The following is a 24450-nucleotide window of genomic DNA, read 5'->3' as shown; positions in this document are numbered from 1 at the left end:
CTTATTTCGCGATCTGCACCAGGATCTCGTTGGGCCGGACCATGCCCAGTTCGGCGCGCGCCTTCTCTTCCACCATCTCCAGGCCTTCCTGCAGGTCGCGCACCTCGGCGGCGAGCCTTTCGTTGGCGTGCTGGGCCTCGGTGTTGCGCGTCTTCTGGTCGTCCAGCTTCTGGCGCATCTGGGCGACGTCGCCGACGCTGCCGCGGCCCAGCCAGAGCTGGGCCTGCACCACGGCCAGCAGGCCGATCAGCAGCGCGGCGACGACGCGTCCGTTCACCCGATGACGATCAGCGCAGGTTGTAGAAGGCCGTGCGGCCCGGGTACTGGGCGATCTCCCCCAGGTCTTCCTCGATGCGCAGCAGCTGGTTGTACTTGGCCATGCGGTCCGAGCGCGAGAGCGAGCCGGTCTTGATCTGGCCGGCGTTGGTGCCCACGGCGATGTCGGAGATCGTGGAGTCCTCGGTCTCGCCGGAGCGGTGCGAGATCACGGCCGTGTAGTTGGCGCGCTTGGCCATCTCGATGGCGGCGAAGGTCTCCGACAGCGTGCCGATCTGGTTGATCTTGATGAGGATCGAGTTGGCGATGTTCTTTTCGATGCCTTCCTTCAGGATCTTGGTGTTGGTGACGAACAGGTCGTCGCCCACCAGCTGCACCTTGCGGCCCAGGCGCTCGGTCAGCAGCTTCCAGCCGTCCCAGTCGCCTTCGGCCATGCCGTCCTCGATGCTGATGATCGGGTACTTGCCGACCCAGCTTTCCAGCCGGGAGACCCACGCTTCCGGCGAAAGCTGGTCGCCCTCGGAGGCGGACAGGTCGTACAGGTTCTCGCCTTCCTTGTAGAACTCGCTGGAGGCGCAGTCTAGGGCCAGGGCGATCTGCTCGCCCGGCTTGTAGCCGGCCTTCTCGATCGCCTGCAGGATCATCTGCAGCGCGGCCTCGTGGTCCTCGACGTTGGGAGCGAAGCCGCCCTCGTCGCCGACGGCCACGCTCATTCCCTTGTCGTGGATGATCTTCCGGAGCGCGTGGAACACCTCGGCGCCGTAGCGCAGCGCCTCGCGGAAGCTGGGCGCGCCCACCGGGACGATCATCAGCTCCTGGAGGTCCAGGTTGTTGTTGGCGTGGGCGCCGCCGTTGACGACGTTCATCATCGGCACCGGCAGCTGGCAGCCGTTCATGCCGCCGAAGTAGCGGTACAGGGGCAGGCCGGATTCCTCCGCCGCGGCCCGGGCGACGGCCATGGAGACGGCCAGCATCGCATTGGCGCCCAGGCGGCCCTTGTTCTCGGTGCCGTCGAGGTCGATGAGCGTCTTGTCCAGGAAGTTCTGTTCGGCGGCGTCGAGGCCCAGGACCGCTTCGGAGATCTCGGTGTTGATGTGCTCCACGGCCTTGAGCACGCCCTTGCCGAGGTAGCGCTTGGGATCGCCGTCGCGCAGCTCGATGGCCTCGCGCGAGCCGGTGGAAGCGCCGGAGGGCACGGCGGCGCGGCCCATGGTGCCGGACTCCAGCAGGACGTCGCACTCCACGGTGGGATTGCCGCGCGAGTCCAGGATCTCGCGGCCGACGATGTCAACGATTGCGCTCATTCTCGGTTTCTCTTTTCAAAGTCAAAAACAAGACAGCCGAACGCAGAAGGCGCAGAGGATGCGCAGAGGACGCAGAAGCAAACCATATTGAATGTCCTTTTTGCGTCCTCTGCGAACTCTCTGCGTCCTCTGCGTTCGGCATTAGGTTTTCAGGTGCCCTCGATCAGCACCATGCGCATGACCGCCGCCCCTTCGCGCGCCTTCTTCGCTGCGGCGTATTCGGGCGAGTCGTAGAAGGCGCGTGCTTTCTCGACCGACGGGAACTTCAGGAGCACCATGCGGCCGGGCGTCCAGTCGCCCTCCAGCACCTGCACCGCGCCGCCGCGCACGCACACCTCGGCCCCGTGCGCCTGCATGGCGGCCGTGGACAGCTTCTTGTACTGCTCGTACTGCTGCGGGTCGGTGACGTCGACGTTGGCGAGGATGTAGGCGCTAGGCAAAGTCGTTCTCCAGGAAGCGATGGTTCTTCTTGGTGACGCGATCGAGCTCCACCAGCGTCTCCAGCAGCGCGCGCATGTGCTTCAGCGGCACGGCGTTGGGGCCGTCGGACAGCGCCTTGGCCGGGTCCGGATGCGTCTCCATGAACAGGCCCGCCACGCCCACGGCCACCGCCGCGCGCGACAGCACCGGCACGAACTCGCGCTGGCCGCCCGAACTGGTGCCCTGGCCGCCCGGCAACTGCACCGAGTGCGTGGCGTCGAACACGACCGGGGCGCCGGTCTCGCGCATGATCGCCAGCGAGCGCATGTCCGAGACCAGGTTGTTGTAGCCGAAGCTCGCGCCGCGCTCGCAGGCGAGGAAGCTGTCTTCCGGCAGGCCCTTTTCCTTCGCGGCCTCGCGCGCCTTCTGGATCACGTTCTTCATGTCGCCGGGGGCGAGGAACTGCCCCTTCTTGATGTTCACCGGCTTGCCGGACTGGGCCACGGCGCGGATGAAGTCGGTCTGGCGGCACAGGAAGGCGGGGGTCTGGAGCACGTCCACGACCTTCGCCACCTCGGGGATCTCCTCCTCGGTGTGCACGTCGGTCAGCAGGGGCACCTTCAGCTCGCGCTTCACCTTGCCCAGGATCTCCAGGCCCTTTTCCATGCCGGGGCCGCGGAAGCTGGAGCCGGAGGAGCGGTTGGCCTTGTCGTAGCTGCTCTTGAAGACGAAGGGAATGCCGAGCGCCGAGGTGATCTCCTTCAGCTGGCCGGCCACGTCCATCTGCAGCTGCTCGGATTCGACCACGCAGGGGCCGGAAATCAGGAAGAAGGGCTTCTCCAGCCCAACCTCGAAACCACAAAGCTTCATGCGACCGCCTTCAGCGATTTGTTGGTGCCCGTGCCCTGCCGCTGCGACTGGTGCTCGCAGGCGGCGCGGATGAAGGCGTTGAACAGGGGATGGCCGTCCCAGGGCGTGGACTTGAACTCCGGGTGGAACTGCACGCCCATGAACCAGGGATGCACGGCCTGGGGCAGTTCGACGATCTCCGTCAGGTGCTCGCGCTGCGTCAGCGCGGAGATGACGAGGCCCGACTTGCGCAGCTGGTCCAGGTACTTCACGTTGGCTTCGTAGCGGTGGCGGTGCCGCTCGGTGACCACGTCGCCGTAGATCTGGTGCGCCAGCGTGCCGGCCGCGACGTCGGAGCTCTGGGCGCCCAGTCGCATGGTGCCGCCCAGGTCGGACTGCTCGGTGCGGGTCTGGATCGCGCCGCTCGCGTCCTGCCACTCGTTGATCAGCGCGATCACGGGGTGCTTCGCCTGCTGGTCGAACTCGGTGCTGTTGGCGCCCTCGAGGCCGGCGACGGAACGCGCGTACTCGATGGTGGCGACCTGCATGCCCAGGCAGATGCCGAGATAGGGCACCTTGTTCTCGCGGGCGAAGCGGGCGGCCAGGATCTTGCCCTCCACGCCGCGCTTGCCGAAGCCGCCGGGCACCAGCACGGCATCGAACTTGGAGAGCTGGCCCACCGTCTCCTGCGTGATCGTCTCGGAGTCGATGTAGTCGATCTTCACGCGCATGTGGTTCTTCAGGCCCGCATGGCGCAACGCTTCGTTGAGCGACTTGTAGCTGTCCGACAGGTCGACGTACTTGCCGACCATGGCGATGTTGACCTCGCCGCGCGGATGCTCCACCTCGTACACCAGCTGGTCCCAGCGCTTGAGGTTGGCCGGCGGCGTGTTCAGGCGCAGCTTGTCGCAGATCAGGCCGTCGAGGCCCTGCTCGTGCAGCACGCGCGGCACCTTGTAGATCGTGTCCACGTCCGGCATGGAGATCACGCCCCACTTCGGCACGTTGGTGAACAGGCTGATCTTCTCGGCCTCGTCGTCGGGGATGTTGCGGTCGGCGCGGCACAGCAGGGCGTCCGGCTGGATGCCGATCTCCCGCATCTTCTGCACGGTGTGCTGCGTGGGCTTGGTCTTCAGCTCGCCTGCCGCGCCGATCCACGGCACGTAGGTGAGGTGGACGAAGGCGGAATTGTTGGGGCCGTGCTTCAGGGCCATCTGGCGCACGGCTTCCAGGAAGGGCAGGGACTCGATGTCGCCCACGGTGCCGCCGATCTCGACGATCGCGACGTCCACTTCGGCGGAGCTGCCCATGCCGGCGCCGCGCCGGATGAATTCCTGGATCTCGTTGGTGACGTGGGGGATGACCTGCACGGTCTTGCCCAGGTAGTCGCCGCGGCGCTCCTTCTCCAGCACGCTCTTGTAGATCTGGCCGGTGGTGAAGTTGTTGGCGCGGCGCATCCGCGTGGAGATGAAGCGCTCGTAGTGGCCCAGGTCCAGGTCGGTCTCGGCGCCGTCGTCGGTCACGAACACTTCGCCGTGCTGGAAGGGCGACATCGTGCCCGGATCCACGTTGATGTAGGGATCCAGCTTGATGAGGGTGACTTTGAGGCCCCGCGACTCCAGGATCGCTGCGAGGGAGGCTGAGGCGATTCCCTTGCCCAGGGAGGACACCACACCGCCGGTGACGAAGACGAATTTGGTCATGTCGATCGGGAGGCGGGCTCCCGGGGAGGTGGTAAAGCGAGATTATAAAGGTGAGGGGCCGGCCCCTTACACTCTCGGGCCATGAACGACCTCGCCGGCAAGCACATCGTCCTCGGGCTCACGGGTGGGATCGCGTGCTACAAGGCCGCGGAACTGTGCCGCGCGCTGGTGAAGGAAGGCGCGACGGTGCAGGTCGTGATGACCGAGGCGAGCGAGCAATTCATCACGCCGGTGACCATGCAGGCGCTGTCCAACCGGCCCGTGTACACCTCGCAATGGGATCCGCGCGAGCCGAACAACATGCCGCACATCAACCTGTCGCGGCAGGCCGACGCCATCCTCATCGCGCCCTGCAGCGCCGACTTCATGGCCAGGCTGGTGCACGGCCGCGCCGACGAGTTGCTGTCGCTGATGTGCCTCGCCCGGCCCATCGCCCGGGTCCCCCTGCTGATCGCCCCCGCGATGAACCGCGAGATGTGGGCGCACCCGGCGACCCAGCGCAACATGGCGCAGCTCGCCGCCGACGGCGCGACGCTGCTCGGCGTGGGGAGCGGCTTGCAGGCCTGCGGCGAAACCGGGGACGGCCGCATGCTGGAGCCGCAGGAACTCCTGGAGGACCTGATCGCCTTCTTCCAGCCCAAGCTGCTGGCCGGGCGCAGGGTCGTCGTGACGGCGGGGCCCACCTTCGAGGCGCTGGACCCGATCCGCGGCATCACGAACCACTCCTCGGGCAAGATGGGCTTCGCGATCGCGCGGGCCGCCCGCGAGGCCGGCGCGGAGGTCGCGCTGATCGCCGGGCCGGTGAGCCTGGCCACCCCCCGCGGCGTACGCCGGGTCGACGTGAAATCGGCGCGCCAGATGCTCGCGGCCACCGAGGCGGAAATCCCGCAGGCCGACGTGTTCGTGGCGACCGCCGCCGTGGCCGACTGGCGTCCCGCCACCGAATCGGATCAGAAGATCAAGAAGGAGGGCGGCGGGCAGCCACCGGTGCTCACCTTCACCGAGAACCCCGACATCCTGGCCACCGTGGCCCAAGGGGCGCGGGCGCGCAGCGGCGAACTGTTCTGCGTCGGCTTCGCGGCCGAGAGCCACGACCTGGTGCGCAACGCCAGGGCCAAGCGCGAGCGCAAGGGCGTGCCCCTGCTGGTGGGCAACATCGGCCCCGTCACCTTCGGCCAGGACGACAACCAGATGCTGCTGGTCGACGCCCAGGGCGTGCAGGAACTGCCGCGCGCGTCCAAGCTCGTGCTGGCCCGCCAGCTGGTGGCCGAGATCGCGCGCCGCCGCGTACCGGCCTGAATCCCTCTCCTTCGAAATGCAAGTCGACGTCAAGATCCTCGATCCCCGCATGGTGGATCAACTGCCCACCTACGCCACGCCCGGCAGCGCCGGGCTGGACCTGCGCGCCTGCCTGGACGCGCCGCTCACGCTCGCGCCCAATGCGTGGCAGCTCGTCCCGACGGGCATCGCCATCTGGCTGAAGGACCCCGGTTACGCGGCGCTGATCCTGCCGCGCTCGGGCCTCGGCCACAAGCACGGCATCGTGCTGGGCAACCTGGTCGGCCTGATCGACAGCGATTACCAGGGCCAGCTCATGGTGAGCGCCTGGAACCGCAGCGACACGGCCTTCACCTTGCAGCCGATGGAGCGGCTGGCGCAACTGGTCGTCGTGCCGGTCGTGCAGGCATCGTTCCAGGTGGTGCAGGAGTTCCCGGCGACCGAGCGCGGGGCGAATGGCTACGGCTCCACGGGGAAGAGCTGACGCTCTGCCGCGTCCGGTGCGGCTGACAGGCGGTCCGACCTGCTCCTACGTGTAAGTGCGGTAATGACTGCATGCCGCCGCGGGGTGTGCCCGATTCAATGACTGTACAGGGCGCATCCATTGGGGGGCGCCGTGTGCAGATCAGCAATCCAAGGAGAATTCCATGCGCACATTCACCCGTTTGACCTCGCTGGCGGCCGGCAGCGTAGCCGTCGCGATGCTCGCGGCCTGCTCGTCCTATCCGGTGGCCAACAGCTACCCGAGCTATCCGACCAGCACGTACCCGGTGTCCACGTACCCCGTGGCGGGCGCCGAATTCGGCCGCATCACCAACATCGAATACATGCCGGTGGGCACGAGCGCGCCGGCGAGCCACAACGTGCTCGGCGCGGTGGTCGGCGGCGTGGTGGGCGGCCTGCTGGGCAACCAGATCGGTTCCGGCAGCGGCCGCACCGCGGCGACGGTGCTCGGTGGCGTGGCCGGCGCGGCGGTCGGCAACCAGATCGCGCGCAACTCGGCGGGCGTGACCACGCAGGCGGGCTATCGCATCACGATGCAGACGGACCAGGGCATGATCCGCACGTACGAAGTGCCGGCGACGGGCGACCTGCGCGTGGGCGATCGCGTGCGCGTCGACAATGGCGTGATCTATCGCGGGTAAGACGTTCCGCGACGAAGAAACGCCCGGCGCTGCCGGGCGTTTTCTTGAAAGCCGTCGAAAACCAAACTTCCGGACGCAGAGGGCGCAAAGGGTACGCAGAGGACGCAAAAAAGACAAAGAAACCTTTAAAAGGTTTTCTTTTGCGTCCTCTGCGTCCGGCTGTTTTAAAACGCCCTTCGAAGAGACGCTAATCGCCGATGCGGAAGAAGCCCGTGCCGAGCGTTCCCTGGCCCACTTCCTCCTCGGTGGCTTCCCGCACGGCTTCCACCTTCAGGTGCAGCCGGATCGCGATGCCGGCGAGCGGATGGTTGGCATCCAGTACCACGTGCTCGGGATAAATTTCGGTGACGGTGTAGAGCAGGTTCTCCGGCGCGTCCTTGCTGGTGGCGCCGGGCGGCAGGCCCTCGAAGGTCATGCCTTCCTCCAGTTCCTTCGGGAACACGCTGCGCGGCTCCAGGAACACGAGCTTCTCGTCGTAGTCGCCGAAAGCGTCCTCCGGCTCCAGGTGCAGGTCGAGGCGGGCGCCGGGCTCGTGGCCCTGCAGCGCCTCCTCCACCTTGGCCAGCAGGTCCTTGCCGCCGACCAGGAACTCCACCGGCTCTTCGAGCCGGTCCAGTTCTTCGCCCAGCGTGTCCTTCAGGGTCCAGGTCAGCGCGACCACGCAGCGGGGTGTGATTTCCATAGGAGAATTGTCGCAGCTCCCATGGACCCCCACGCCCCACTGGCCCTGCTCGGCGGCCTGAGCCCGACGCTGTTCATGAAAAGGCACTGGCAGAAGAAGCCCCTTCTCGTCCGCCAGGCCGTCCCGGGCTTCCAGCCGCTGCTGGCGCCGCGCGAGCTGTTCGCCCTGGCCGAACGCGACGAGGTCGAATCGCGCCTCGTCGTCCACGACGGGCCGTCCTGGCGGCTGCGGCGGGGGCCCTTCGCGCGCCGCGCGCTGCCGCCCCTGAAGAAGCCGGGCTGGACCCTGCTCGTGCAGGGCGTGGACCTGCACCACGCCGGCGCGCACGAGCTGCTGCACCGCTTCGATTTCGTGCCCGCTGCGCGGCTGGACGACCTGATGATCAGCTACGCCACCGACACCGGCGGTGTCGGCCCGCACTTCGACAGCTACGACGTGTTCCTGCTGCAGGCCCAGGGCCGGCGCCGCTGGCGCATCGGCCGCCGGTCGGACAGGGTGCTGCAGGAGGGCGTGCCGCTGAAGATCCTGGCGAACTTCGAGCCCGAGCAGGAGTTCGTGCTGGAGCCGGGCGACATGCTGTACCTGCCCCCGCGCTACGCGCACGACGGCATCGCCGAGGGCGAGTGCCAGACCTGCTCCATCGGCTTCCGCGCGCCGGCGCAGGCGGAGCTCGCGCGCGAGCTGCTGCAGCGCATCGCCGACGAAGCGGCGGAAGAGGGCGAGCCGCGCATCTACCGCGACCCGGCCCAGGCCCCTAGCGGGGCGCCCGGCGCGCTGCCCGAGGGACTGAGGCAGTTCGCGCAGGACGCGCTCGCCGCCGCATTGAGGGATCCCGCGGCGCTCGATCGCGCGCTGGGCGCCTACCTCAGCGAACCGAAGCCCAACGTGTGGTTCGAGCCCGGGCGGGCGCCTCGCAAGCTGCGCTCGCTGGTGCTCGATGCGCGCACGCGCATGCTGCATGACCGGCGCCACGTCTTCATCAACGGCGAGGCCTGGCGCGCCGCCGGCGCGGACGCGACCCTGATGCGGCGGCTGGCGGACCGGCGTCGGCTCGAGGCCGGCGAGCTCGAAGGGGCCAGCGACGCCGCGCGCGCGCTGCTGCGATCGTGGTGCGAAGCGGGCTGGGCCCATGCCACGGGCGAGGCCCGTGGCGAGTGATGGCGAAACCGCCGTACGGAGGAGAGTCATGAGCGAAGAGGAGCGACAAGGAGCGGCCTCGCCGCTGCCCTCGCGGCGCTTCGAAGGCCGCGAGGAGTTCCGTCAGCTGCTGCGCGATGCGCTCGCGTGCGCGGCGCGCGACGGCTGGCGCGACATCATCCTGAGCGACCCCGACTTCGAGGACTGGCCCCTGGACGAGCGCGCCACCGCCGAGTCGCTCCAGGCGTGGTCCTCCTCCGGCCGCGGCATCGTGCTGCTGGCGCGCAACTACGATCGCGTGCTGCAGCGGCATGCGCGCTTCGTGCAGTGGCGCCGCCAGTGGTCGCACATCGTCACGGCTGTTGCCTGTCCCAGCGCGGACCGGCTCGACCTGCCCAGTGCGCTGTGGAGTCCGGCGTGGGTGCTGGAGCGGCGCGACCTCGAGCGCAGCAACGGCTTCTGCGGCAGCGAGCCCGAGCGTCGCGTACTGCTGCGTGAAAGCCTGGCCGAATGGCTGCAGAAGGCCACGCCCGCCTTCCCGGCGAGCACGCTCGGGCTCTGAAGAAGGCCCCCACTATGCTGGCGAGCTCGCGCGGGAAAACCCTTTGAGGCTATAATTTTTGGCTGAGCTGGAAAGGGCGCGAGCCTCCCGCTCTCGGTCACTAGCGGCTTTGCCCGCCAGGACAAAGTTCCGGAATCGTTGTCCCCATCCCTAGAAGGAAACCTGAAATGAAGAAATCGCTCGTTCTGGCCACCCTGGTCGCCGCCGTTGCCCTGGCCGCCTGCGGCAAGAAGGAAGAACCGGCGCCCGCGCCCGCCCCGGCGCCCGCTGCTGCTCCGGCCCCCGCTCCCGCGCCGGCTCCCACCGCCGACACGTCCTCCAGCGCTGCTTCCGCCGCCGCGGGCTCTGCCTCCGCTGCCGTGGGCGCCGCTTCCGCCGCTTCGGGCACGAAGTAAGCCATTGCGCGGCGCGCGCTTGCGCGCTGCTGGAAGAAGCCGCCTTCGGGCGGCTTTTTCTTTGGTACTCCGCTGATCTCCGGAGGCCGCTGGAGAGGGTTCGTTTCCGTCGGATGAGGAAATCTTCAGGTGCGCGCAGCGGCCTTCTTGCCGGACCAGAGCGGGGCTGTCCGTCTCTGCGACTGTCCCCCGGCGCGGGTGAGAACCGCGCCCCGGGTGAGCGCGGCGCCCGCGCCTCCTCCTTTATGTCGCCGAGCCGGACAGCCCCGCTCTGGTCCTGCGCCGCGCCAGGTTCGTGCGCAGCGGCTTCGTTGACGCGTGCCGCAAGCCGTGCGCCGCGAGACGCAGATGGGCGCAGGCAAACTGCCCGGACGCGCGCTGCGCAGGACCAGGGCGGACAGGCCCGTCCTGGTCCGGGCCCACTAGCAACGAAGCGAGACGGCGGCTGACCGCACCAATTCGTGTATCACAGTGCGCTCGCCGCCGAACGCGATTCACCCCGTTCGCGCAAATCGGCAAAGAACTTCTTCTTGGTGGGTCGCGCCTACGCAGCCAACCAGCCGCTGCCGCAGGGCCCATCGGCCACATGCACGTCGCTGGCGCCGCAGCCCAAGGCCTGGGCCAGCGCCGCGCGCGCGAGTTCCGGCGTGTTGTTCTCCTCGCTGAGGTGCGCGGCCACCACCTGCCGCAGGTGGCCTGCCGCGAGCAGCGACTGCGCGAAGGCCGCGGCCGCGCCGTTGGCCAGGTGTCCGTAGGGGCCGCCCACGCGCCGCTTGAGGAAAGGCGGATAGCGCGAGGCCCTGAGCATCTCCTCGTCGTGGTTGCACTCCAGCAACAAGGTGCTGCACCCGGCCAGTTCCTGCACGACATGCGCGCTGACGTGCCCGAGGTCCGTCACGACGCCCAGGCGCGCGTCGCCGTCGGTCAGCGTGAGCTGCAGCGGTTCGCGCGCATCGTGCGGCACCGTGAACGGTCGCACCTGCATGGACCCGAGCTCGAAGACGGCGCCGTCGCAGGCCAGCCGCAGCAGGCCGTCGAAGTCCGGCTGGCCGATCGCGGCATAGGTGCCTTCGCTCATGTACACCGGGATGCGCTCGCGCAGGGCGAGCGCGCGCGCGCAGCCGATGTGGTCGCCGTGTTCGTGGGTGACGAAGACCGCGTCGATCTGGTCGGCCAGCATGCCGGCCGCGCGCAGGCGCTTGTCCAGTTCGCGGATGCCGAGGCCGCAGTCGATCAGCAGGTGCGCCGCGTGGGCGCCGCTGCGCGCCTGGACCACCGTGGCGTTCCCCGAACTGCCACTGCCCAGGCTCTTGAAACGGATCACGGAAGCCCCGTTACTTCAGGTCCTCGGCGATCACCTGCACGATGCGCTGCGCGTTGGCGGAAGTCTCCGGCGCGCCGTTCGCGTTCAGCACCGAGACGGTGGTGCTCTGGCCTTCGGCCTTCAGGTTGATGCGGTACTTCAGCGGCTGCTCCGTCTTCTCGCTGCGGCTGAACAGCTTGCCGAAGAAGCCGGGCTCCTTCTTGTCCGGGTTCGGCGGCACGTAGCGCACGAAGTAGGTGCCCTGGCTGCGGTCGCGGTCCTCCACCGTGAATCCGGTGCGGTCCAGCGCGAGGCCGACGCGGCGCCAGGCGCGGTCGAAGCCCTCGTCGATCACCACCACCGGCTGGCTGTTCTGGGTCTCGACCCGCGAGGTGGGCTTGTCGGAGGCGACGTTGGTGGCGGCCGCGGCCTGCGCCTGCGGCGCCCCCAGCTTCACCATCAGGCGGCGCAGGAACTCGGCTTCCAGCTCGGGATCGGCCGGGCGCGGCTGCCACGCCGTGTTCTCCTTCTGCTGCGTGGTGTAGACCTCGATCATGCCGCGGTGGCTGATGTAGATCTCGGTGCCGCCGGTGGCGGAGCGCTCCAGGCGCGTGCGGAACTTGTCGCGTTCGGAGGTGGAGTAGGCCGAGTCGATCAGCTTGCCCAGCGTGCCGCGGATGATGTCCTGCGGTATCTTGGCCCGGTTCTCGGCCCAGTCGGTTTCCATGATGCCGAGGTTGGGCTGGTCCATCGTCAGCAGGAAGCCGCTCTCCTGCCAGAAGTCGCGCACCAGCGGCCAGACCTGGTCGGCCGAGCGGTTCACCACCAGCCAGCGCTGGTTGCCGGCGCGCTCGATGCGCACGTCGCCCACGGCGGTGGCCGCGGTCGGCAGGTTGGGCACGGCCTGGCCCACGTTGTAGCTGCTGGCGGAGACGGCGCCGCCCGGCGTCGCGTAGCGCGAGTCCCGGGACAACTGCGTCAGGTCCGGCGGCACTTCGAGCGTCACGCCCTTGCTGGCGCTGCGGTAATCGATCTTGTCCTCTTGCAGGACGGAGCAGGCGGACAGCGCCGCGGCCACGGCGAGAAGGCCGAACTTGGCGATCAACTTCATGGAATCCCCTCTGGATGTCTTCGCGTGCTCAGCCCAGCAGGCCGGCGGCACGCAGCGCGCCCTCGACCACGGCTTCGTTGGCCTTGGCGAGCGGCGTCATCGGGAGGCGCAGCGCGCCGCCCATCAGGCCCATGCGGGCCATGGCCCACTTCACGGGGATCGGGTTGGCTTCGACGAACAGGTGCTTGTGCACGGGCAGCAGGCGCAGCTGGATCTCCATCGCCTTCTTCGCATCGCCGGCGATGGCGGCGACGCACAGTTCGTGCATCAGGCGCGGGGCCACGTTGGCCGTCACGCTGATGTTGCCCTGGCCGCCGCACAGCATCAGCGCCACGGCGGTGGCGTCGTCGCCGGAATAGATGGAGAAGCCCTTCGGGGCTTCCTTGATCAGCCACTCGGCACGCTCGATGTTGCTCGTGGCTTCCTTGATGCCGACGATGCCGGGCACCCGCGCGAGGCGCAGCACCGTGTCGTGCTGCATGTCCGCGACCGTGCGGCCGGGCACGTTGTAAAGCACCATGGGCAGGTCACCGGTCGCTTCGGCGATCGCCTTGAAGTGCTGGAACAGGCCTTCCTGCCCGGGCTTGTTGTAGTAGGGCACGACCTGCAGCTGGGCGTCCGCGCCGACCTTCTGCGCGAACTTCGCCAGCGCGATCGCCTCGACGGTGGAGTTGGCGCCGCAGCCGGCCATGATGGGCACGCGCTTCTTCGCCTGTTCCACGGCGACGCGGATGATCTCCTGGTGCTCCTCGACGTCGACGGTCGGCGACTCGCCGGTGGTGCCGACCACGCAGACGCAGTCGGTCCCCTGCTCGATGTGCCAGTCGACCAGCTTGCGCAGGGCGGGGTAGTCGACGCTGCCGTCGTCCAGCATCGGGGTGACGAGCGCGACGATGCTGCCAGTAATCGGTGTCATGGTTGTGTCCCGGGAATCCGTCGATTCTAACTAGAGCATGTAACGCACTCTTGTAGGGCTCGGCCGCTCGCGCACCGCCGCGATGCGCTGGACGAAGCGCGGCGGGCCATCGAGGAAGCCGTCCTCGAACGCGACCACCCGCAGCGCGCCGCCGTAGACCTGCAGCAGCTCGCCCGGCGTCAGCAGGAATTCGGGGCGCGAGGGCTTGCCGACGGACTCATTGCCCTGCGTGAAGGTCTCGTGCAGCAGCACGCCGCCGGGAGCGACCGCGGCCAGGATCTGCGGAAACAGTGGCCGCCAGAGGTAATTGGTGACGACCACGAGGTCGAACTGCCGGTCCGCCAAGGGCCAGGGGCCGTTCTCGATGTCGGCCCGCACGATCTCGCCGAGGCCCGCGATGGCGGCGATGGCCTCGGGGTCGCGGTCGACCCCCGTGACGGGATGGCCGCGCGCGGCGAACCAGCGCAGGTGGCGGCCGCGGCCGCAGGCCACGTCCAGCACGGTGCCGCCCGGCGGGACCAGGTGGGACCACAGGCGGATCCAGGGGGAGGCTTCGTCGGTTCCGTGCATGGTGCTGGTCACGCGGCTGCCCGCGTGCCGGAACGGGCCGGGAAACGGCGGTGGCCACCGGCGCCGGACCGGAGCGGAATTGTCCGCCTCACTCCATGTCCTCCGGCAGGGCCTGAAGGCCCTGCCTCCCCCTTTACTTCCGGAGGCGGACAATCCCGCTCCGGTCCTGGGGTGTGCGGGTGCGGGTGGCAGATGCTCCGATGAGCGTGGCCGCGAGCGTTCTTCGGGGGCCCGGGGGGACGCCATGGTCCATCGCGGCGCAGCGCAGGACCGGGACGGGACTGTCCGTCTCCGGAAGTAAAGGAGGAGGCACTGGCTTCAGCCAGTGCCGGGGGACATGGAGTGAGACGGACAGTCCCGTCCCGGTCCGGCCGGGGGGAAGCGTGCGCGCGCCTCACTGGAAACATGCCCAGATCATCTCCCCGAGGCCCACCATCATCTCCGGCCGCGTGTACAGCGCGAACACCCCCGCCAGCACCGCGCCGGCGATGGCATAGGCCGTGACCCGGCGCCCCCTCGCCGACATCAGGCCCCCTGCGGCATGGCCGTCCGCGCGATCGGCGCCTCCCGCACCGGCAGGTTCACCACCGCCGCGAAGATGCCCAGCGCGATCGACAGGTACCAGACGATGTCGTAGCTGCCGGTGCGGTCGTACAGCAGGCCGCCCAGCCACACGCCCATGAAGGAGCCGATCTGGTGGCTGAAGAAAACGAAGCCGCCCAGCATCGACAGGTGCGCGACGCCGAAGATGTTGGCGATGGTGGCGTTGGTGGGCGGCACCGTGGACAGCCACAGCAGGCCGATCACCGCCGAGAAGACGTAGACCGACCCGGGCGTCAGCGGCGCCAGCAGGAACAGCGTGATCGCGACCGAGCGGCCCAGGTAGATGCCGGCCAGGATCTTCCGCTTGGCCAGCTTCTGCCCCAGCATGCCCACGATGTAGGTGCCGAACACGTTGAACAGGCCGATGATGGCCAGCGCGTAGCTCGCCACCTGCGGCGACAGGCCCTTGTCCTTGAGGTAGCTGGGCATGTGCACGCCGATGAACACGACCTGGAAGCCGCACACGAAGTAGCCCGCCATCAGCAGCTGGAAGCTGGGGTAGCGGAAGGCCTCGGCCAGCGCCTGCAGGACGGTCTGCTCGCGCTTCGGCGCGTGCGCCCCGCCCAGGCCCGGCTCGCGCAGCCCGCGCGCCAGCGGCACGATCAGCAGCGCGGTGACGGCCAGCACCAGCAGCGCCTGCTGCCAGCCCAGGCCGCCGATCAGGCCCTGTTCCACCGGCACCATCAGGAACTGCCCGAACGACCCCGCCGCGGCCGCGACGCCCATGGCCCAGGAGCGCTTGCTCGGGTCGATCTGCCGGCCGATCACGCCGTAGACGATGGCGTAGGTGGTTCCGGCCTGCGCCGCGCCGATCAGCACGCCCGCGGTCAGCACGAACACCAGCGGATTGGTCGGGAAGGCCATGCCCACCAGCCCGGCTGCGTAGAGCAGGGCGCCGACCGCCAGCACCCGGAAGGCGCCGAAGCGGTCGGCCAGCATGCCGGCGAAGATGCCGATCAGGCCCCAGGCCAGGTTCTGGATGGCGATCGCAAAGGCGAAAGTCTGGCGGCTCCAGTCCTGCGCCTGCGTGATCGGCTGCAGCCACAGGCCGAAGCCGTGGCGGATGCCCATCGACAGGGTCACGACCAGGGCGCCGCAGACCAGCACCTGGGTCATCGAAAGCTTGGGGGCGGCGTCTTGCATCCGGGCGACTGTAGCGAGAACGTCCTCCCCACGCTTGCAGCGGGGCTGACAACCCTGTTGAAATCTTTGCCGCGAATTGATGATGCCTCGGCATGAATGCAACACCGGCTGGATGTGCATCCAGTGCGAAAGAAGGCAGGCCACTACAATCCGGCTCCCATGGCCACGAAACCGTCCGACTACTCCGAAGGTTCGATCCGGGTGCTCAAGGGCCTCGAGCCCGTGAAGCAGCGCCCGGGCATGTACACCCGCACCGACAACCCCCTGCACGTGCTGCAGGAGGTCCTGGACAACGCCGCCGACGAAGCCCTGGCCGGCTACGGCAAGCGCATCGGCGTGGTGATGCACGCCGACGGCTCCGTCAGCGTGGAGGACGACGGCCGCGGCATCCCCTTCGGCCTGCACCCCGAGGAGAAGGCGCCGGTGATCGAGCTGGTGTTCACGCGCCTGCACGCCGGCGGCAAGTTCGACAAGGGCAAGGGCGGCGCCTACAGCTTCTCCGGCGGCCTGCACGGCGTGGGCGTGTCGGTGACCAACGCGCTGGCGAAACGGCTGGAGGCCACCAGCTACCGCGACGGCCAGGCCGCCACGCTGGCGTTCTCCGGCGGCGACGTGGTGGAGAAGCTGGCGGTCCGCAAGTCCGGGCCCGGGGACCGCAGGCAGGGCACCACCGTGCGCGTGTGGCCCGACGCGAAGTACTTCGAGTCGATCCAGGTCCCGATGGCGGAACTGGCCCACCTCCTGCGCAGCAAGGCGGTGCTGATGCCCGGCGTGACCGTGCAGCTCACCGACGAGAAGAAGAAGGAAACCCAGACCTGGCAGTACAAGGGCGGGCTGCGCGACTACCTGATGCAGACGCTGTCCTCCGACCCGGTGATCCCGCTGTTCGAGGGCGAGGGCTTCGCCGACAGCAACGAGAACTTCGCCGAGGGCGAAGGCGCCGCGTGGTGCGTGGCCTTCACGGAAGAAGGCCAGCCGGTGCGCGAGAGCTACGTCAACCTGATCCCCACCACCGCCGGCGGCACCCACGACAGCGGCCTGCGCGACGGCCTGTTCAACGCCGTCAAGAGCTTCATCGAGCTGCACAACCTGCAGCCCAAGGGCGTGAAGCTGCTGCCCGAGGACGTGTTCGCCCGTGCCTCCTACGTGCTCTCCGCCAAGGTGCTGGACCCGCAGTTCCAGGGCCAGATCAAGGAGCGCCTGAATTCGCGCGACGCCGTGCGGCTGGTCTCCAGCTTCGTGCGGCCGGCGCTGGAACTGTGGCTCAACCAGCACGTCGACTACGGCAAGAAGCTGGCGGAACTGGCGATCAAGGCGGCGCAGTCGCGCCAGAAGGCCGGCCAGAAGGTGGAGAAGCGCAAGGGCTCCGGCGTCGCCGTGCTGCCCGGCAAGCTCACCGACTGCGAGAGCAAGGAGCTCACGCACAACGAGATCTTCCTGGTGGAAGGCGATTCGGCCGGCGGCAGCGCCAAGATGGGCCGCGACAAGGAGTGCCAGGCCATCCTGCCGCTGCGCGGCAAGGTGCTCAACACCTGGGAAGTCGAGCGCGACCGCCTGTTCGCCAACACCGAGATCCACGACATCGCGGTGGCGATCGGCGTCGATCCGCACGGGCCGAACGACACGGTCGACCTGTCCGGCCTGCGTTACGGCAAGATCTGCATCCTGTCGGATGCCGACGTGGACGGCTCGCACATCCAGGTGCTGTTGCTCACGCTCTTCTTCCGCCACTTCCCGAAGCTGATCGAGTCCGGCAACGTGTACGTGGCGCGCCCGCCGCTGTTCCGGGTGGACACCCCGGCGCGCGGCAAGAAGCCGGCCGGCAAGCTGTACGCGCTGGACGAGGGCGAGCTCACCGCCATCCTCGACAAGCTGCGCAAGGAAGGCGTGGGCGAGGGCAAGTGGACCATCAGCCGCTTCAAGGGCCTGGGCGAGATGAGCGCGGAACAACTGTGGGAGACCACGCTCAATCCGGACACGCGCAGGCTGCTGCCGGTGAGCCTGGCCCGCTTCGACTTCTCCGGCACCGAGACGCTCATCACCAAGCTGATGGGCAAGGGCGAAGCGGCCGCCCGGCGCGAACTGATGGAGCTGCACGGCGACGCCGTCGAAATCGACATTTGAGAACCACCCGAGGAGGAACGAGATGAGCGACGACACCAGCGGACGGTCCACCCCCCGGGTGCGCCTGCGCCCCACGATGCAGAGCGACCTGGAGTACGTGCTGTCGCTCGAGCAGGACCCGGAGAACCAGCCCTTCATCACGCCCTGGGAGAAGATGCAGCACGAAGCCGCCATCCGCTTCCCGGACTTCCGCCACTTCATCATCGAGGCCGGCCCGGGGCTGGAGCGCGCCGGCTTCCTGATCCTGATCGGCTGCCGCAACCCGCAGGCCTGCATCGAGCTCAAGCGCATGGTGGTGCAGGGCAAGGGCAAGGGCTACGGCCATGCGGCCGTGCGCGTGGTCAAGAAGATCGCCTTCGACGACCTCGGCGCCCACCGCTTCTGGCTCGACGTGAAGATGCGCAACACGCGCGCACAGGCCCTCTACGTGAAGGAAGGCTTCGTGCAGGAAGGTGTGCTGCGCGAGGCGGTGCGCGTGAAGGACGGCTTCGACTCGCTGGTCGTGATGTCGATGCTGGCGGGCGAATTCGCCCAGCGCCGCGAGCAGGCGCTGGAGCTGCAGAAGTGAGCGCCGCACGGCCGCCCGAAGGCGCGAAGGCCCCCTCGGGGGGCAGCGCAGTACACGAAGTGACAAGCGTGGGGGCACCATGACTTTGCGCGCGCTGCTCGCGGCGGCGTTCGCGCTGTGGCTGGCGCCTGCGCATGCGGAGATCTGGGGCTATGTGGACTCCCAGGGCGTGCACTTCGCCGCCGAGAAGATGGACGAGCGCTACGAGCTGTTCTTTCGCGGCGGCGAGAGCTTCGACACCGCGGAAGGCATCGCCGCGCCGGGCGCGCCGGCGGCCGACGCGCCCGGCCGCGTGCTTTCCTTCCTGCAGGTCTCGCCCGGCTTCCGGCTGGTGCAGCCGCAGGTGAGCGAGGCCGCGCGCGAGCACGGCATCGAGCTCGAACTGCTGCAGGCGCTGATCGCGACCGAGTCCGGCTTCGATCCGGCGGCGGTGTCGCCCAAGGGCGCGGTGGGGCTGATGCAGGTGATGCCGGCGACGGCGCAGCGCTACGGCCTCGCGGGCGATGCCCGGGCGCCGATCGAGAAGAAACTGAAGGACCCGCGCACCAACCTGCGCACCGGCGCGCGCTACCTGCGCGACCTGCTGCAGATGTTCCCGGGCCGGCTGGAGCTGGCGCTGGCCGCCTACAACGCCGGCGAGGGCGCGGTGCAGCGGGCCGGCAACCGCATCCCCAACTACCGCGAGACGCAGAACTACGTGCGCACCGTGATGCAGCTCTACACGATGCTCAAGCCGGTGCCTGCGGCCGTCGCGGCGCCTGCGGGGCCGCAGCCCCGTCGCGTGCACATGGAACTGCCCGGTCCCGCCGGCACGACCGGGCGGCGCAACCTGCCTGCCGGCCTGGCGGCCGTCGCGCCGCTGGAAGGCGCAGGCACGCCCGCCGCGGTGGTCCACGACTAGCTCTCTTTTCCCTTCCGATTTCCAAGTGACCGACACGATCGATCCGGCCCAGCTCTGGCTGGGCGCCTTCGTCGGCGCCCAGGTGCTGCTGTTGTTCTCCTGCGTGATCAAGGCCAACGCCTATGGCGAGCGCGCCCTGCTGCTGCACGCCCCGGCCACGCTGATGTCGGTGCTCTCGGTGCTGTCGATGATCGGCCGGCAGCCGCTCGCGCCCACGGCGGTGCTGCTGCTGGTGCCTGCCCTCGCCGGCGTGCAGCTGATGGACCTCATGAGCCATGCGAGCGAGGTGCGGCAGGCGCGCCGCTGGCTGTTCGTCGCCAGCGCCATCCTGCCCGTGCTGGCGCTGGGCGCCATCTACAGCGACTGGGCGCTGGTCGGCGGCGTCGTGCTGTGGACCTCGGTGGTGCTGCTGGTGGTCGTGCGGGGCTGGCGGCAGAGCCGGCCCTGGAACTGGTGGCTGCTGCCGGCCCTGGTGGCGCTGGCGCTCGCCAGCTTCCGGCTGGCGGCCGACGCGCCGCCCTACGACATCGAGGATGCGCTGTGGCAGGCGGGCCTGCTGGCGGTCTGGGCGGCCTGCACCTACGTCGCCACGGACTGGCGCGGGCGCATCGTGGGCGAGACCCGGGCGCGCGTCCTCGGCCGCACCACCACCGATCCGCTGACCGGCCTGGCCACGCCGATGGTGCTGTCGCAGCGGGTGCAGGCCGCGCGCAACCTGACGCGCCGCTATGGCCATCCCAGCGTGCTGATGATCGTGAACATCGACAACCTCGGCGCGCTGACGGACGAATTCGGGCCGGAGGCGGCGGAGTCGGCCGTGCTGGCCGCCGCCAGCCGCATCCGCGGCTCGCTGCTGCGCGACGGCGACGTGGCCGCGCGCCTGACCCATTCGCGCATGGGCGTGCTGGCCGAAGGCTGCGCGCCCGCCCAGGCGGCGGCGACGGTGGCCTCGCGGATCCTGGTCGCGGGCCTCAAGGAGCCCCTGCCAGCGGCGAAGGCGGAGTACCTGCACTTCCGCATCGTGATGACCGCGGTGCCGCCCGGCGAGGTCGAGCCCATCGTGCTGCTGCAGAAACTGAACACCCGCCTGGACCAGGAAGTGCGCGGCGCCTCCGAGCGCCGCATCGTCACCCTGAGCCAGGACGAACTCTCCGATACCCCCAAGACCCTCCGATAACGATCCATGGAGCAGGAACTCATCCCCCTCGCCAGCCCGGGCGACGACGACGGCGGGCTCGACCTCGCGAGCTACGCGCAACGGGCCTACCTGGAGTACGCGCTGAGCGTGGTCAAGGGCCGCGCCCTGCCGGACGTGGCGGACGGCCAGAAGCCGGTGCAGCGGCGCATCCTCTACTCGATGTACCGCATGGGGCTGGGCTTCGGCGGGGGCGCCGGCGCCAAGCCCGTGAAGAGCGCGCGCGTGGTCGGCGACGTGCTGGGCCGCTTCCACCCGCACGGCGACCAGGCCGCCTACGACGCGCTGGTGCGCATGGCGCAGGACTTCGCGCAGCGCTACCCGCTGATCGACGGCCAGGGCAACTTCGGCAGCCGCGACGGCGACGGCGCCGCGGCCATGCGCTACACCGAGGCGCGGCTGGCGAAGATCGCCAACCTGCTGCTCGACGAGATCGACGAGGGCACGGTCGAATTCGTGCTCAATTACGACGGCAGCACGCAGGAGCCGGTGGTGCTGCCCGCGCGCCTGCCCTTCGCGCTGCTCAATGGCGCCAGCGGCATCGCCGTGGGCCTGGCGACCGAGATCCCCTCGCACAACCTGCGCGAGGTGGCGGACGCCTGCGTGGCGCTGGTGAAGAACCCCAAGCTGTCCGACGAGGACCTGTTCGCGCTGGTCCCGGGCCCGGACTATCCGGGCGGCGGCCAGGTGATCTCCAGCGCCGCCGACATCACCGAAGCCTATGGAAGCGGCCGCGGATCGCTGAAGGTGCGGGCGCGCTGGAAGATCGAGGAGCTGGCGCGCGGCCAGTGGCAGCTGGTCGTGACGGAACTGCCGCCCGGCGTGAGCTCGCAGAAGGTGCTGGAGGAGATCGAGGAGCTGACCAACCCCAAGGTCAAGGCCGGCAAGAAGGCGCTGACGCAGGAGCAGGCCAACCTCAAGGCGGCCGTGCTGGCCGTGCTGGACACGGTGCGCGACGAATCGAGCAAGGACGCGGCGGTGCGCCTCGTGTTCGAGCCCAAGACCAGCCGGATCGCGCAGGACGAACTGACCAACACGCTGCTGGCGCAGACCTCGCTGGAGACCTCTGCGCCGATCAACCTGACCATGGTGGGCCTGGACGGCAGGCCGGTGCAGAAGTCGCTGCGCCAGATGCTGGTCGAATGGATCGAGTTCCGCCAGCGCACCATCGAGCGCCGTTCGCGGCACCGCCTCGACAAGGTGATGGACCGCACCCACATCCTCGAGGGCCGGCAGCTGGTGCTGCTGAACATCGACGAAGTGATCGCGATCATCCGCGCCGCGGACGACCCGAAGCAGGCGCTGATCGCTCGCTTCAAGCTCTCCGAGCGGCAGGCCGAGGACATCCTCGAGATCCGCCTGCGCCAGCTGGCGCGCCTCGAGGCGATCCGCATCGAGCAGGAGCTGAAGGAACTGCGCGCCGAGCAGCAGAAGCTGGAGGAGATCCTCGGCTCGCCGGCCGCCTTGCGCCGCCTCATGGTCAAGGAGATCGAGGGCGACGCGAAGCAGTTCGGCGATGCCCGCCGCACCCTGATCCAGGCCGAGAAGAAGGCCGTGGCGGAGGTGAAGGTGGTCGACGAGCCGGTGACGGTGGTGGTGTCGCAGAAGGGCTGGGTGCGCTCGCGCCAGGGCCACGGGCACGACGCGTCCAGCTTCGCCTTCAAGGCCGGCGACGGCCTCTACGGCACCTTCGAGTGCCGCACGGTGGACACGCTGCTGGCCTTCGGCAGCAACGGGCGCGTGTACTCGGTGGCCGTGTCGACGCTGCCCGGCGCCCGCGGCGACGGCCAGCCGCTCACCACCTTCATCGAGCTGGAGTCGGGCACGCAGCTGGTGCACTACTTCGCCGGCGCCGGGAATGCGTGGCTGCTGCTGTCCAACTCGGGCGGCTACGGTTTCCTGGCGACGGTCGACAACATGGTGTCGCGCCAGAAGGGCGGCAAGGCCTTCCTGTCGCTCGGCGCCGGCGAGACGGTGTGCAGGCCTTCGCCCGCCAACGTGCCGCCCGCACCCGGCGCGCAGGCGACGGCTGCGAACCTTCCCGCCACCCACGTGTGCTGCGCCTCGACCGGCCGGCGCATCCTGACCTTCGAGATCGCGGAGCTGAAGGCCATGGCCAACGGTGGCCGCGGCCTGATGCTGATGGACCTGGAGCCGAAGGAAGAACTCGCGGGCGCGGCGGCCTACAGCCGCTCCGTGCGCATCACCGGGCTGGGCCGCGGCGACAAGGAGCGCGAGGAGGTGCTGGAGATCCGGTCCCTCAACAACGCCAAGGGCGCGCGCGGCCGCAAGGGCAAGGTGGCGGACCTGGGCTTCAAGCCGCTGGTCGTCACCCGGGTCGAGTGATGGAACCGCGCCGCCGCCTGCGCGCCGGCCAGGCGATCACGCCGCAGGAGTTCGAGGAACTCTCCGACGAGGAACTGGAGCGCCTCGTGCCGAAGAAGTACCGCGAGTTCTTCCCGGGCAAGGACGGCTGCGCGGACGGGTACTTCTACCTCCACGACGGCACGGCGTACAGCTTCTATCGGGGCGGGTTGCTCGACGAGTAAGTTTGTTCTTTCTCCCTGCCCTTCGGGGAGGGGCAAGGGTGGGGGCAAGTTCGAATGCGCCCTTCTCCACGTGCGGGGTCCGTCGCGCCAGGCGGTGCGCGGTGCGGGCCCGCGAAGGTGCCGGTCCGCGGCTTCGCGCGCGGACTTCCCCAAAAAATCGGGCCCGCCGCCGCGGAGCCATAACTCACTGCGAGTTTGCGGCGCACCGCAAACTCTCCGTTCGAACAGATGTCTCCAGCATGAAACGTACGCGCGGCTCGCATCGCTGTCGCTGCGTAGCCGCGCTGCGGCGGCGGGCCCGATTTTTCGGGCGGCCCCAACGCGGGCCCGCACCGCGCACCGCCTGTCGCGACGCGCAGCGCCGTGCCCTCTGGGACCACAATCATTGCCGCCCATCGCGTCATCCCGTGCGGGCGAGAATCCAGTACGCGCGAACCGCCAGGGCACCGGGATCACGCACACCGCCTGCCGCGACGCCCTCGGGCAGAATGAGGCCCTACGCAGCCTGGCACGTACTCTCGGCTCGCTCGCTCAATCCACGGTCTGCCGATACCGCAGCAATGCCACTGCCGCCGCCACGACCATGAACGCCAGCATGGGCCACAGGTCCCCCAGCAGCTGCCCCGTTTCGCTCCCCTTCAGCATGATCCCCCGCACGATCCGCAGGAAGTGCGTCAGCGGCAGGATCTCTCCCAGCCACTGCGCCCACTGCGGCATGCCGCGGAACGGGAACATGAACCCGGACAGCAGCATGCTCGGGAGGAAGAAGAAGAACGTCATCTGCATCGCCTGCAGCTGATTGCGCGCAAGCGTCGAGAAGGTGAAGCCGACGCCCAGGTTGGCCACGATGAAGACGCCGATCATGGCCAGCAGCAGCGGCCAGCTGCCCGCCATGGGCACCTCGAACAGCAGCCGCGCCGCGCCCAGGATCACCGTCAGCTGCACGTACCCCATCACCACGTAGGGCAGGATCTTGCCGGCCATCACCTCCGCCGGCAGCACCGGCGTGGCCAGCAGGTTCTCCATCGTGCCGCGCTCGCGCTCGCGCGTCATCGCCAGCGAGGTGAGCATCACCATCGTCATCGTCAGGATGGTGCCGACCAGGCCCGGCACGATGTTGTAGCGCGACAGGCCCTCGGGGTTGTAGCGGCGGTGCACGACGACGTCGAAGGGCAGGGCCTTCGCCTGCAGCCCCAGGAGCGGCCCGGCCAGCTCCCGCTGCAGCGCCTGCGCGCTCGCGCCCTGCAGCGCCGCGAAGGCATTGCCGGACGCCGAGGGGTCGGTGGCGTCGGCGGCCAGCAGCAGCGCGGGGCGCTCGCCGCGCACCAGCCGCTGGCCGAAGCGAGGCGGGATGACCACGAGGAACTGCACCTCGCCGCGTGCCAGCAGCTCCTCGCCCGCGTCCTCGCTGGTGCCCTCGTGCACGATGCGGAAGTAGCCCGTGTTCTGCAGGGCCGCGGAGATGCTGCGCGCCATCGGGCTCGTGTCGGCGCTCACCAGCGCGGTGGGGAGCGCCTTCGGGTCGGTGTTGATCGCGTAGCCGAACAGGATCAGCTGCATCACCGGCACGCCGATCGCCATCGCGAAGGTGAGCCGGTCCCGCAGCATCTGCTGGAACTCCTTCAGGAAGACCGCAAGCGTGCGGCGCCAGGACAGCCGGGTCATGGCGCGGCGAAGTTGTCCTGGGCGCGGGCGATGAGGGCCACGAAGGCCTGC

At 69.1% G+C, this 24450-nt stretch carries 25 protein-coding genes; 12 read left to right on the top strand and 13 right to left on the bottom strand.

Features of this window, described 5'->3' with window-relative positions:
* Position 1 precedes the first annotated feature (1 nt).
* From JJ685_RS04350 to JJ685_RS04330, 5 genes are all read right to left on the bottom strand, one after another.
* Positions 2–277: a septum formation initiator family protein gene (locus JJ685_RS04350; RefSeq protein ID WP_201672969.1), complete on the bottom strand. Its 276-nt coding sequence runs from the start codon at positions 275–277 to the stop codon at positions 2–4.
* 10 nt (positions 278–287) lie between these two features.
* Positions 288–1580 carry a phosphopyruvate hydratase gene (gene eno, locus JJ685_RS04345; RefSeq protein WP_201672968.1) on the bottom strand — a complete coding sequence of 431 codons (1293 nt, stop codon included), beginning with the start codon at positions 1578–1580 and terminating at the stop codon, positions 288–290.
* A 149-nt stretch (positions 1581–1729) separates the two neighbouring features.
* Positions 1730–2020 (bottom strand): DUF1330 domain-containing protein, encoded by a 291-nt coding sequence (locus tag JJ685_RS04340; protein ID WP_201672967.1) that lies wholly within the window; start codon positions 2018–2020, stop codon positions 1730–1732.
* Positions 2013–2870: a 3-deoxy-8-phosphooctulonate synthase gene (kdsA, locus tag JJ685_RS04335; RefSeq protein ID WP_201672966.1), complete on the bottom strand. Its 858-nt coding sequence runs from the start codon at positions 2868–2870 to the stop codon at positions 2013–2015. The genes JJ685_RS04340 and kdsA overlap by 8 nt, the downstream gene beginning before the upstream one ends.
* Complete coding sequence (locus tag JJ685_RS04330) at positions 2867–4552, bottom strand: CTP synthase (RefSeq protein ID WP_201672965.1); 1686 nt, start codon at positions 4550–4552, stop codon at positions 2867–2869. Before JJ685_RS04330 ends, kdsA begins: the two co-directional genes overlap by 4 nt.
* Before the next feature lie 81 nt (positions 4553–4633).
* On the opposite strand from JJ685_RS04330, the gene coaBC reads away from it, so the two are divergent.
* The 3 genes from coaBC (at position 4634) to JJ685_RS04315 (ending at position 6975) form a co-directional block, all read left to right on the top strand.
* Complete coding sequence (coaBC, locus tag JJ685_RS04325; protein WP_201672964.1) at positions 4634–5851, top strand: bifunctional phosphopantothenoylcysteine decarboxylase/phosphopantothenate--cysteine ligase CoaBC; 1218 nt, start codon at positions 4634–4636, stop codon at positions 5849–5851.
* 16 nt (positions 5852–5867) lie between these two features.
* Positions 5868–6314, top strand: coding sequence for a dUTP diphosphatase (gene dut, locus JJ685_RS04320; protein WP_201672963.1), 447 nt, complete (start codon positions 5868–5870; stop codon positions 6312–6314).
* Positions 6315–6477: 163 nt separating this feature from the next.
* Positions 6478–6975 (top strand): outer membrane lipoprotein, encoded by a 498-nt coding sequence (locus tag JJ685_RS04315; protein ID WP_201672962.1) that lies wholly within the window; start codon positions 6478–6480, stop codon positions 6973–6975.
* Between the two features lie 187 nt (positions 6976–7162).
* Here the strand turns inward: JJ685_RS04315 and JJ685_RS04310 are convergent, their stop codons facing one another.
* On the bottom strand, positions 7163–7657 hold the full coding sequence (locus tag JJ685_RS04310; RefSeq protein WP_201672961.1) for an FKBP-type peptidyl-prolyl cis-trans isomerase: 495 nt from the start codon (positions 7655–7657) through the stop codon (positions 7163–7165).
* A 21-nt stretch (positions 7658–7678) separates the two neighbouring features.
* Between JJ685_RS04310 and JJ685_RS04305 the strand changes: the two genes are divergently transcribed.
* The 3 genes from JJ685_RS04305 to JJ685_RS04295 all read left to right on the top strand — a co-directional run bounded on the left by JJ685_RS04305 (position 7679) and on the right by JJ685_RS04295 (position 9751).
* Positions 7679–8815: a cupin domain-containing protein gene (locus JJ685_RS04305; protein ID WP_201672960.1), complete on the top strand. Its 1137-nt coding sequence runs from the start codon at positions 7679–7681 to the stop codon at positions 8813–8815.
* Between the two features lie 28 nt (positions 8816–8843).
* Entirely contained in the window at positions 8844–9356 is a 513-nt protein-coding gene (locus tag JJ685_RS04300; protein WP_201672959.1) for a hypothetical protein, read from the top strand.
* 167 nt (positions 9357–9523) lie between these two features.
* The gene (locus JJ685_RS04295; protein ID WP_201672958.1) at positions 9524–9751 is read left to right on the top strand and encodes a hypothetical protein; all 228 of its coding nucleotides are present in this window, start codon (positions 9524–9526) and stop codon (positions 9749–9751) included.
* Between the two features lie 544 nt (positions 9752–10295).
* Here the strand turns inward: JJ685_RS04295 and JJ685_RS04290 are convergent.
* The 6 genes from JJ685_RS04290 to JJ685_RS04270 all read right to left on the bottom strand — a co-directional run bounded on the left by JJ685_RS04290 (position 10296) and on the right by JJ685_RS04270 (position 15397).
* Positions 10296–11075, bottom strand: a complete 780-nt coding sequence (locus tag JJ685_RS04290; RefSeq protein ID WP_201672957.1) for an MBL fold metallo-hydrolase — start codon at positions 11073–11075, stop codon at positions 10296–10298.
* Positions 11076–11085: 10 nt separating this feature from the next.
* Complete coding sequence (gene bamC / locus JJ685_RS04285) at positions 11086–12165, bottom strand: outer membrane protein assembly factor BamC (RefSeq protein WP_201672956.1); 1080 nt, start codon at positions 12163–12165, stop codon at positions 11086–11088.
* Positions 12166–12193: 28 nt separating this feature from the next.
* On the bottom strand, positions 12194–13081 hold the full coding sequence (gene dapA, locus JJ685_RS04280) for a 4-hydroxy-tetrahydrodipicolinate synthase (protein ID WP_201672955.1): 888 nt from the start codon (positions 13079–13081) through the stop codon (positions 12194–12196).
* Positions 13082–13111: 30 nt separating this feature from the next.
* Positions 13112–13651: a class I SAM-dependent methyltransferase gene (locus tag JJ685_RS04275; protein ID WP_201673690.1), complete on the bottom strand. Its 540-nt coding sequence runs from the start codon at positions 13649–13651 to the stop codon at positions 13112–13114.
* Positions 13652–14045: 394 nt separating this feature from the next.
* The gene (locus JJ685_RS30040; RefSeq protein ID WP_269117358.1) at positions 14046–14177 is read right to left on the bottom strand and encodes a hypothetical protein; all 132 of its coding nucleotides are present in this window, start codon (positions 14175–14177) and stop codon (positions 14046–14048) included.
* A complete protein-coding gene (locus tag JJ685_RS04270; protein ID WP_201672954.1) occupies positions 14177–15397 on the bottom strand; it encodes an MFS transporter in 1221 nt (406 codons plus the stop codon). The genes JJ685_RS30040 and JJ685_RS04270 overlap by 1 nt, the downstream gene beginning before the upstream one ends.
* A 159-nt stretch (positions 15398–15556) precedes the next feature.
* On the opposite strand from JJ685_RS04270, the gene JJ685_RS04265 reads away from it, so the two are divergent.
* The 6 genes from JJ685_RS04265 (at position 15557) to JJ685_RS04240 (ending at position 22734) form a co-directional block, all read left to right on the top strand.
* Positions 15557–17521: a DNA topoisomerase IV subunit B gene (locus JJ685_RS04265; RefSeq protein WP_201672953.1), complete on the top strand. Its 1965-nt coding sequence runs from the start codon at positions 15557–15559 to the stop codon at positions 17519–17521.
* 22 nt (positions 17522–17543) lie between these two features.
* Positions 17544–18089, top strand: coding sequence for a GNAT family N-acetyltransferase (locus tag JJ685_RS04260; protein ID WP_201672952.1), 546 nt, complete (start codon positions 17544–17546; stop codon positions 18087–18089).
* A gap of 79 nt (positions 18090–18168) precedes the next feature.
* Complete coding sequence (locus JJ685_RS04255; protein WP_201672951.1) at positions 18169–18990, top strand: lytic transglycosylase domain-containing protein; 822 nt, start codon at positions 18169–18171, stop codon at positions 18988–18990.
* A 25-nt stretch (positions 18991–19015) separates the two neighbouring features.
* Positions 19016–20167, top strand: a complete 1152-nt coding sequence (locus JJ685_RS30035; protein WP_201672950.1) for a diguanylate cyclase domain-containing protein — start codon at positions 19016–19018, stop codon at positions 20165–20167.
* A gap of 6 nt (positions 20168–20173) precedes the next feature.
* Positions 20174–22531, top strand: a complete 2358-nt coding sequence (gene parC / locus JJ685_RS04245) for a DNA topoisomerase IV subunit A (RefSeq protein WP_201672949.1) — start codon at positions 20174–20176, stop codon at positions 22529–22531.
* Positions 22531–22734 carry a hypothetical protein gene (locus JJ685_RS04240; protein ID WP_201672948.1) on the top strand — a complete coding sequence of 68 codons (204 nt, stop codon included), beginning with the start codon at positions 22531–22533 and terminating at the stop codon, positions 22732–22734. The genes parC and JJ685_RS04240 overlap by 1 nt, the downstream gene beginning before the upstream one ends.
* 531 nt (positions 22735–23265) lie before the next feature.
* Here JJ685_RS04240 and JJ685_RS04235 read toward each other — a convergent pair.
* The gene (locus JJ685_RS04235; protein ID WP_201672947.1) at positions 23266–24399 is read right to left on the bottom strand and encodes an ABC transporter permease; all 1134 of its coding nucleotides are present in this window, start codon (positions 24397–24399) and stop codon (positions 23266–23268) included.
* Between the last annotated feature and the right edge of the window lie 51 nt (positions 24400–24450).

This window comes from Ramlibacter monticola (assembly GCF_016722785.1).
GTDB lineage: Bacteria > Pseudomonadota > Gammaproteobacteria > Burkholderiales > Burkholderiaceae_C > Ramlibacter > Ramlibacter monticola.
This window is presented reverse-complemented; position numbering and strand designations above follow the sequence as displayed.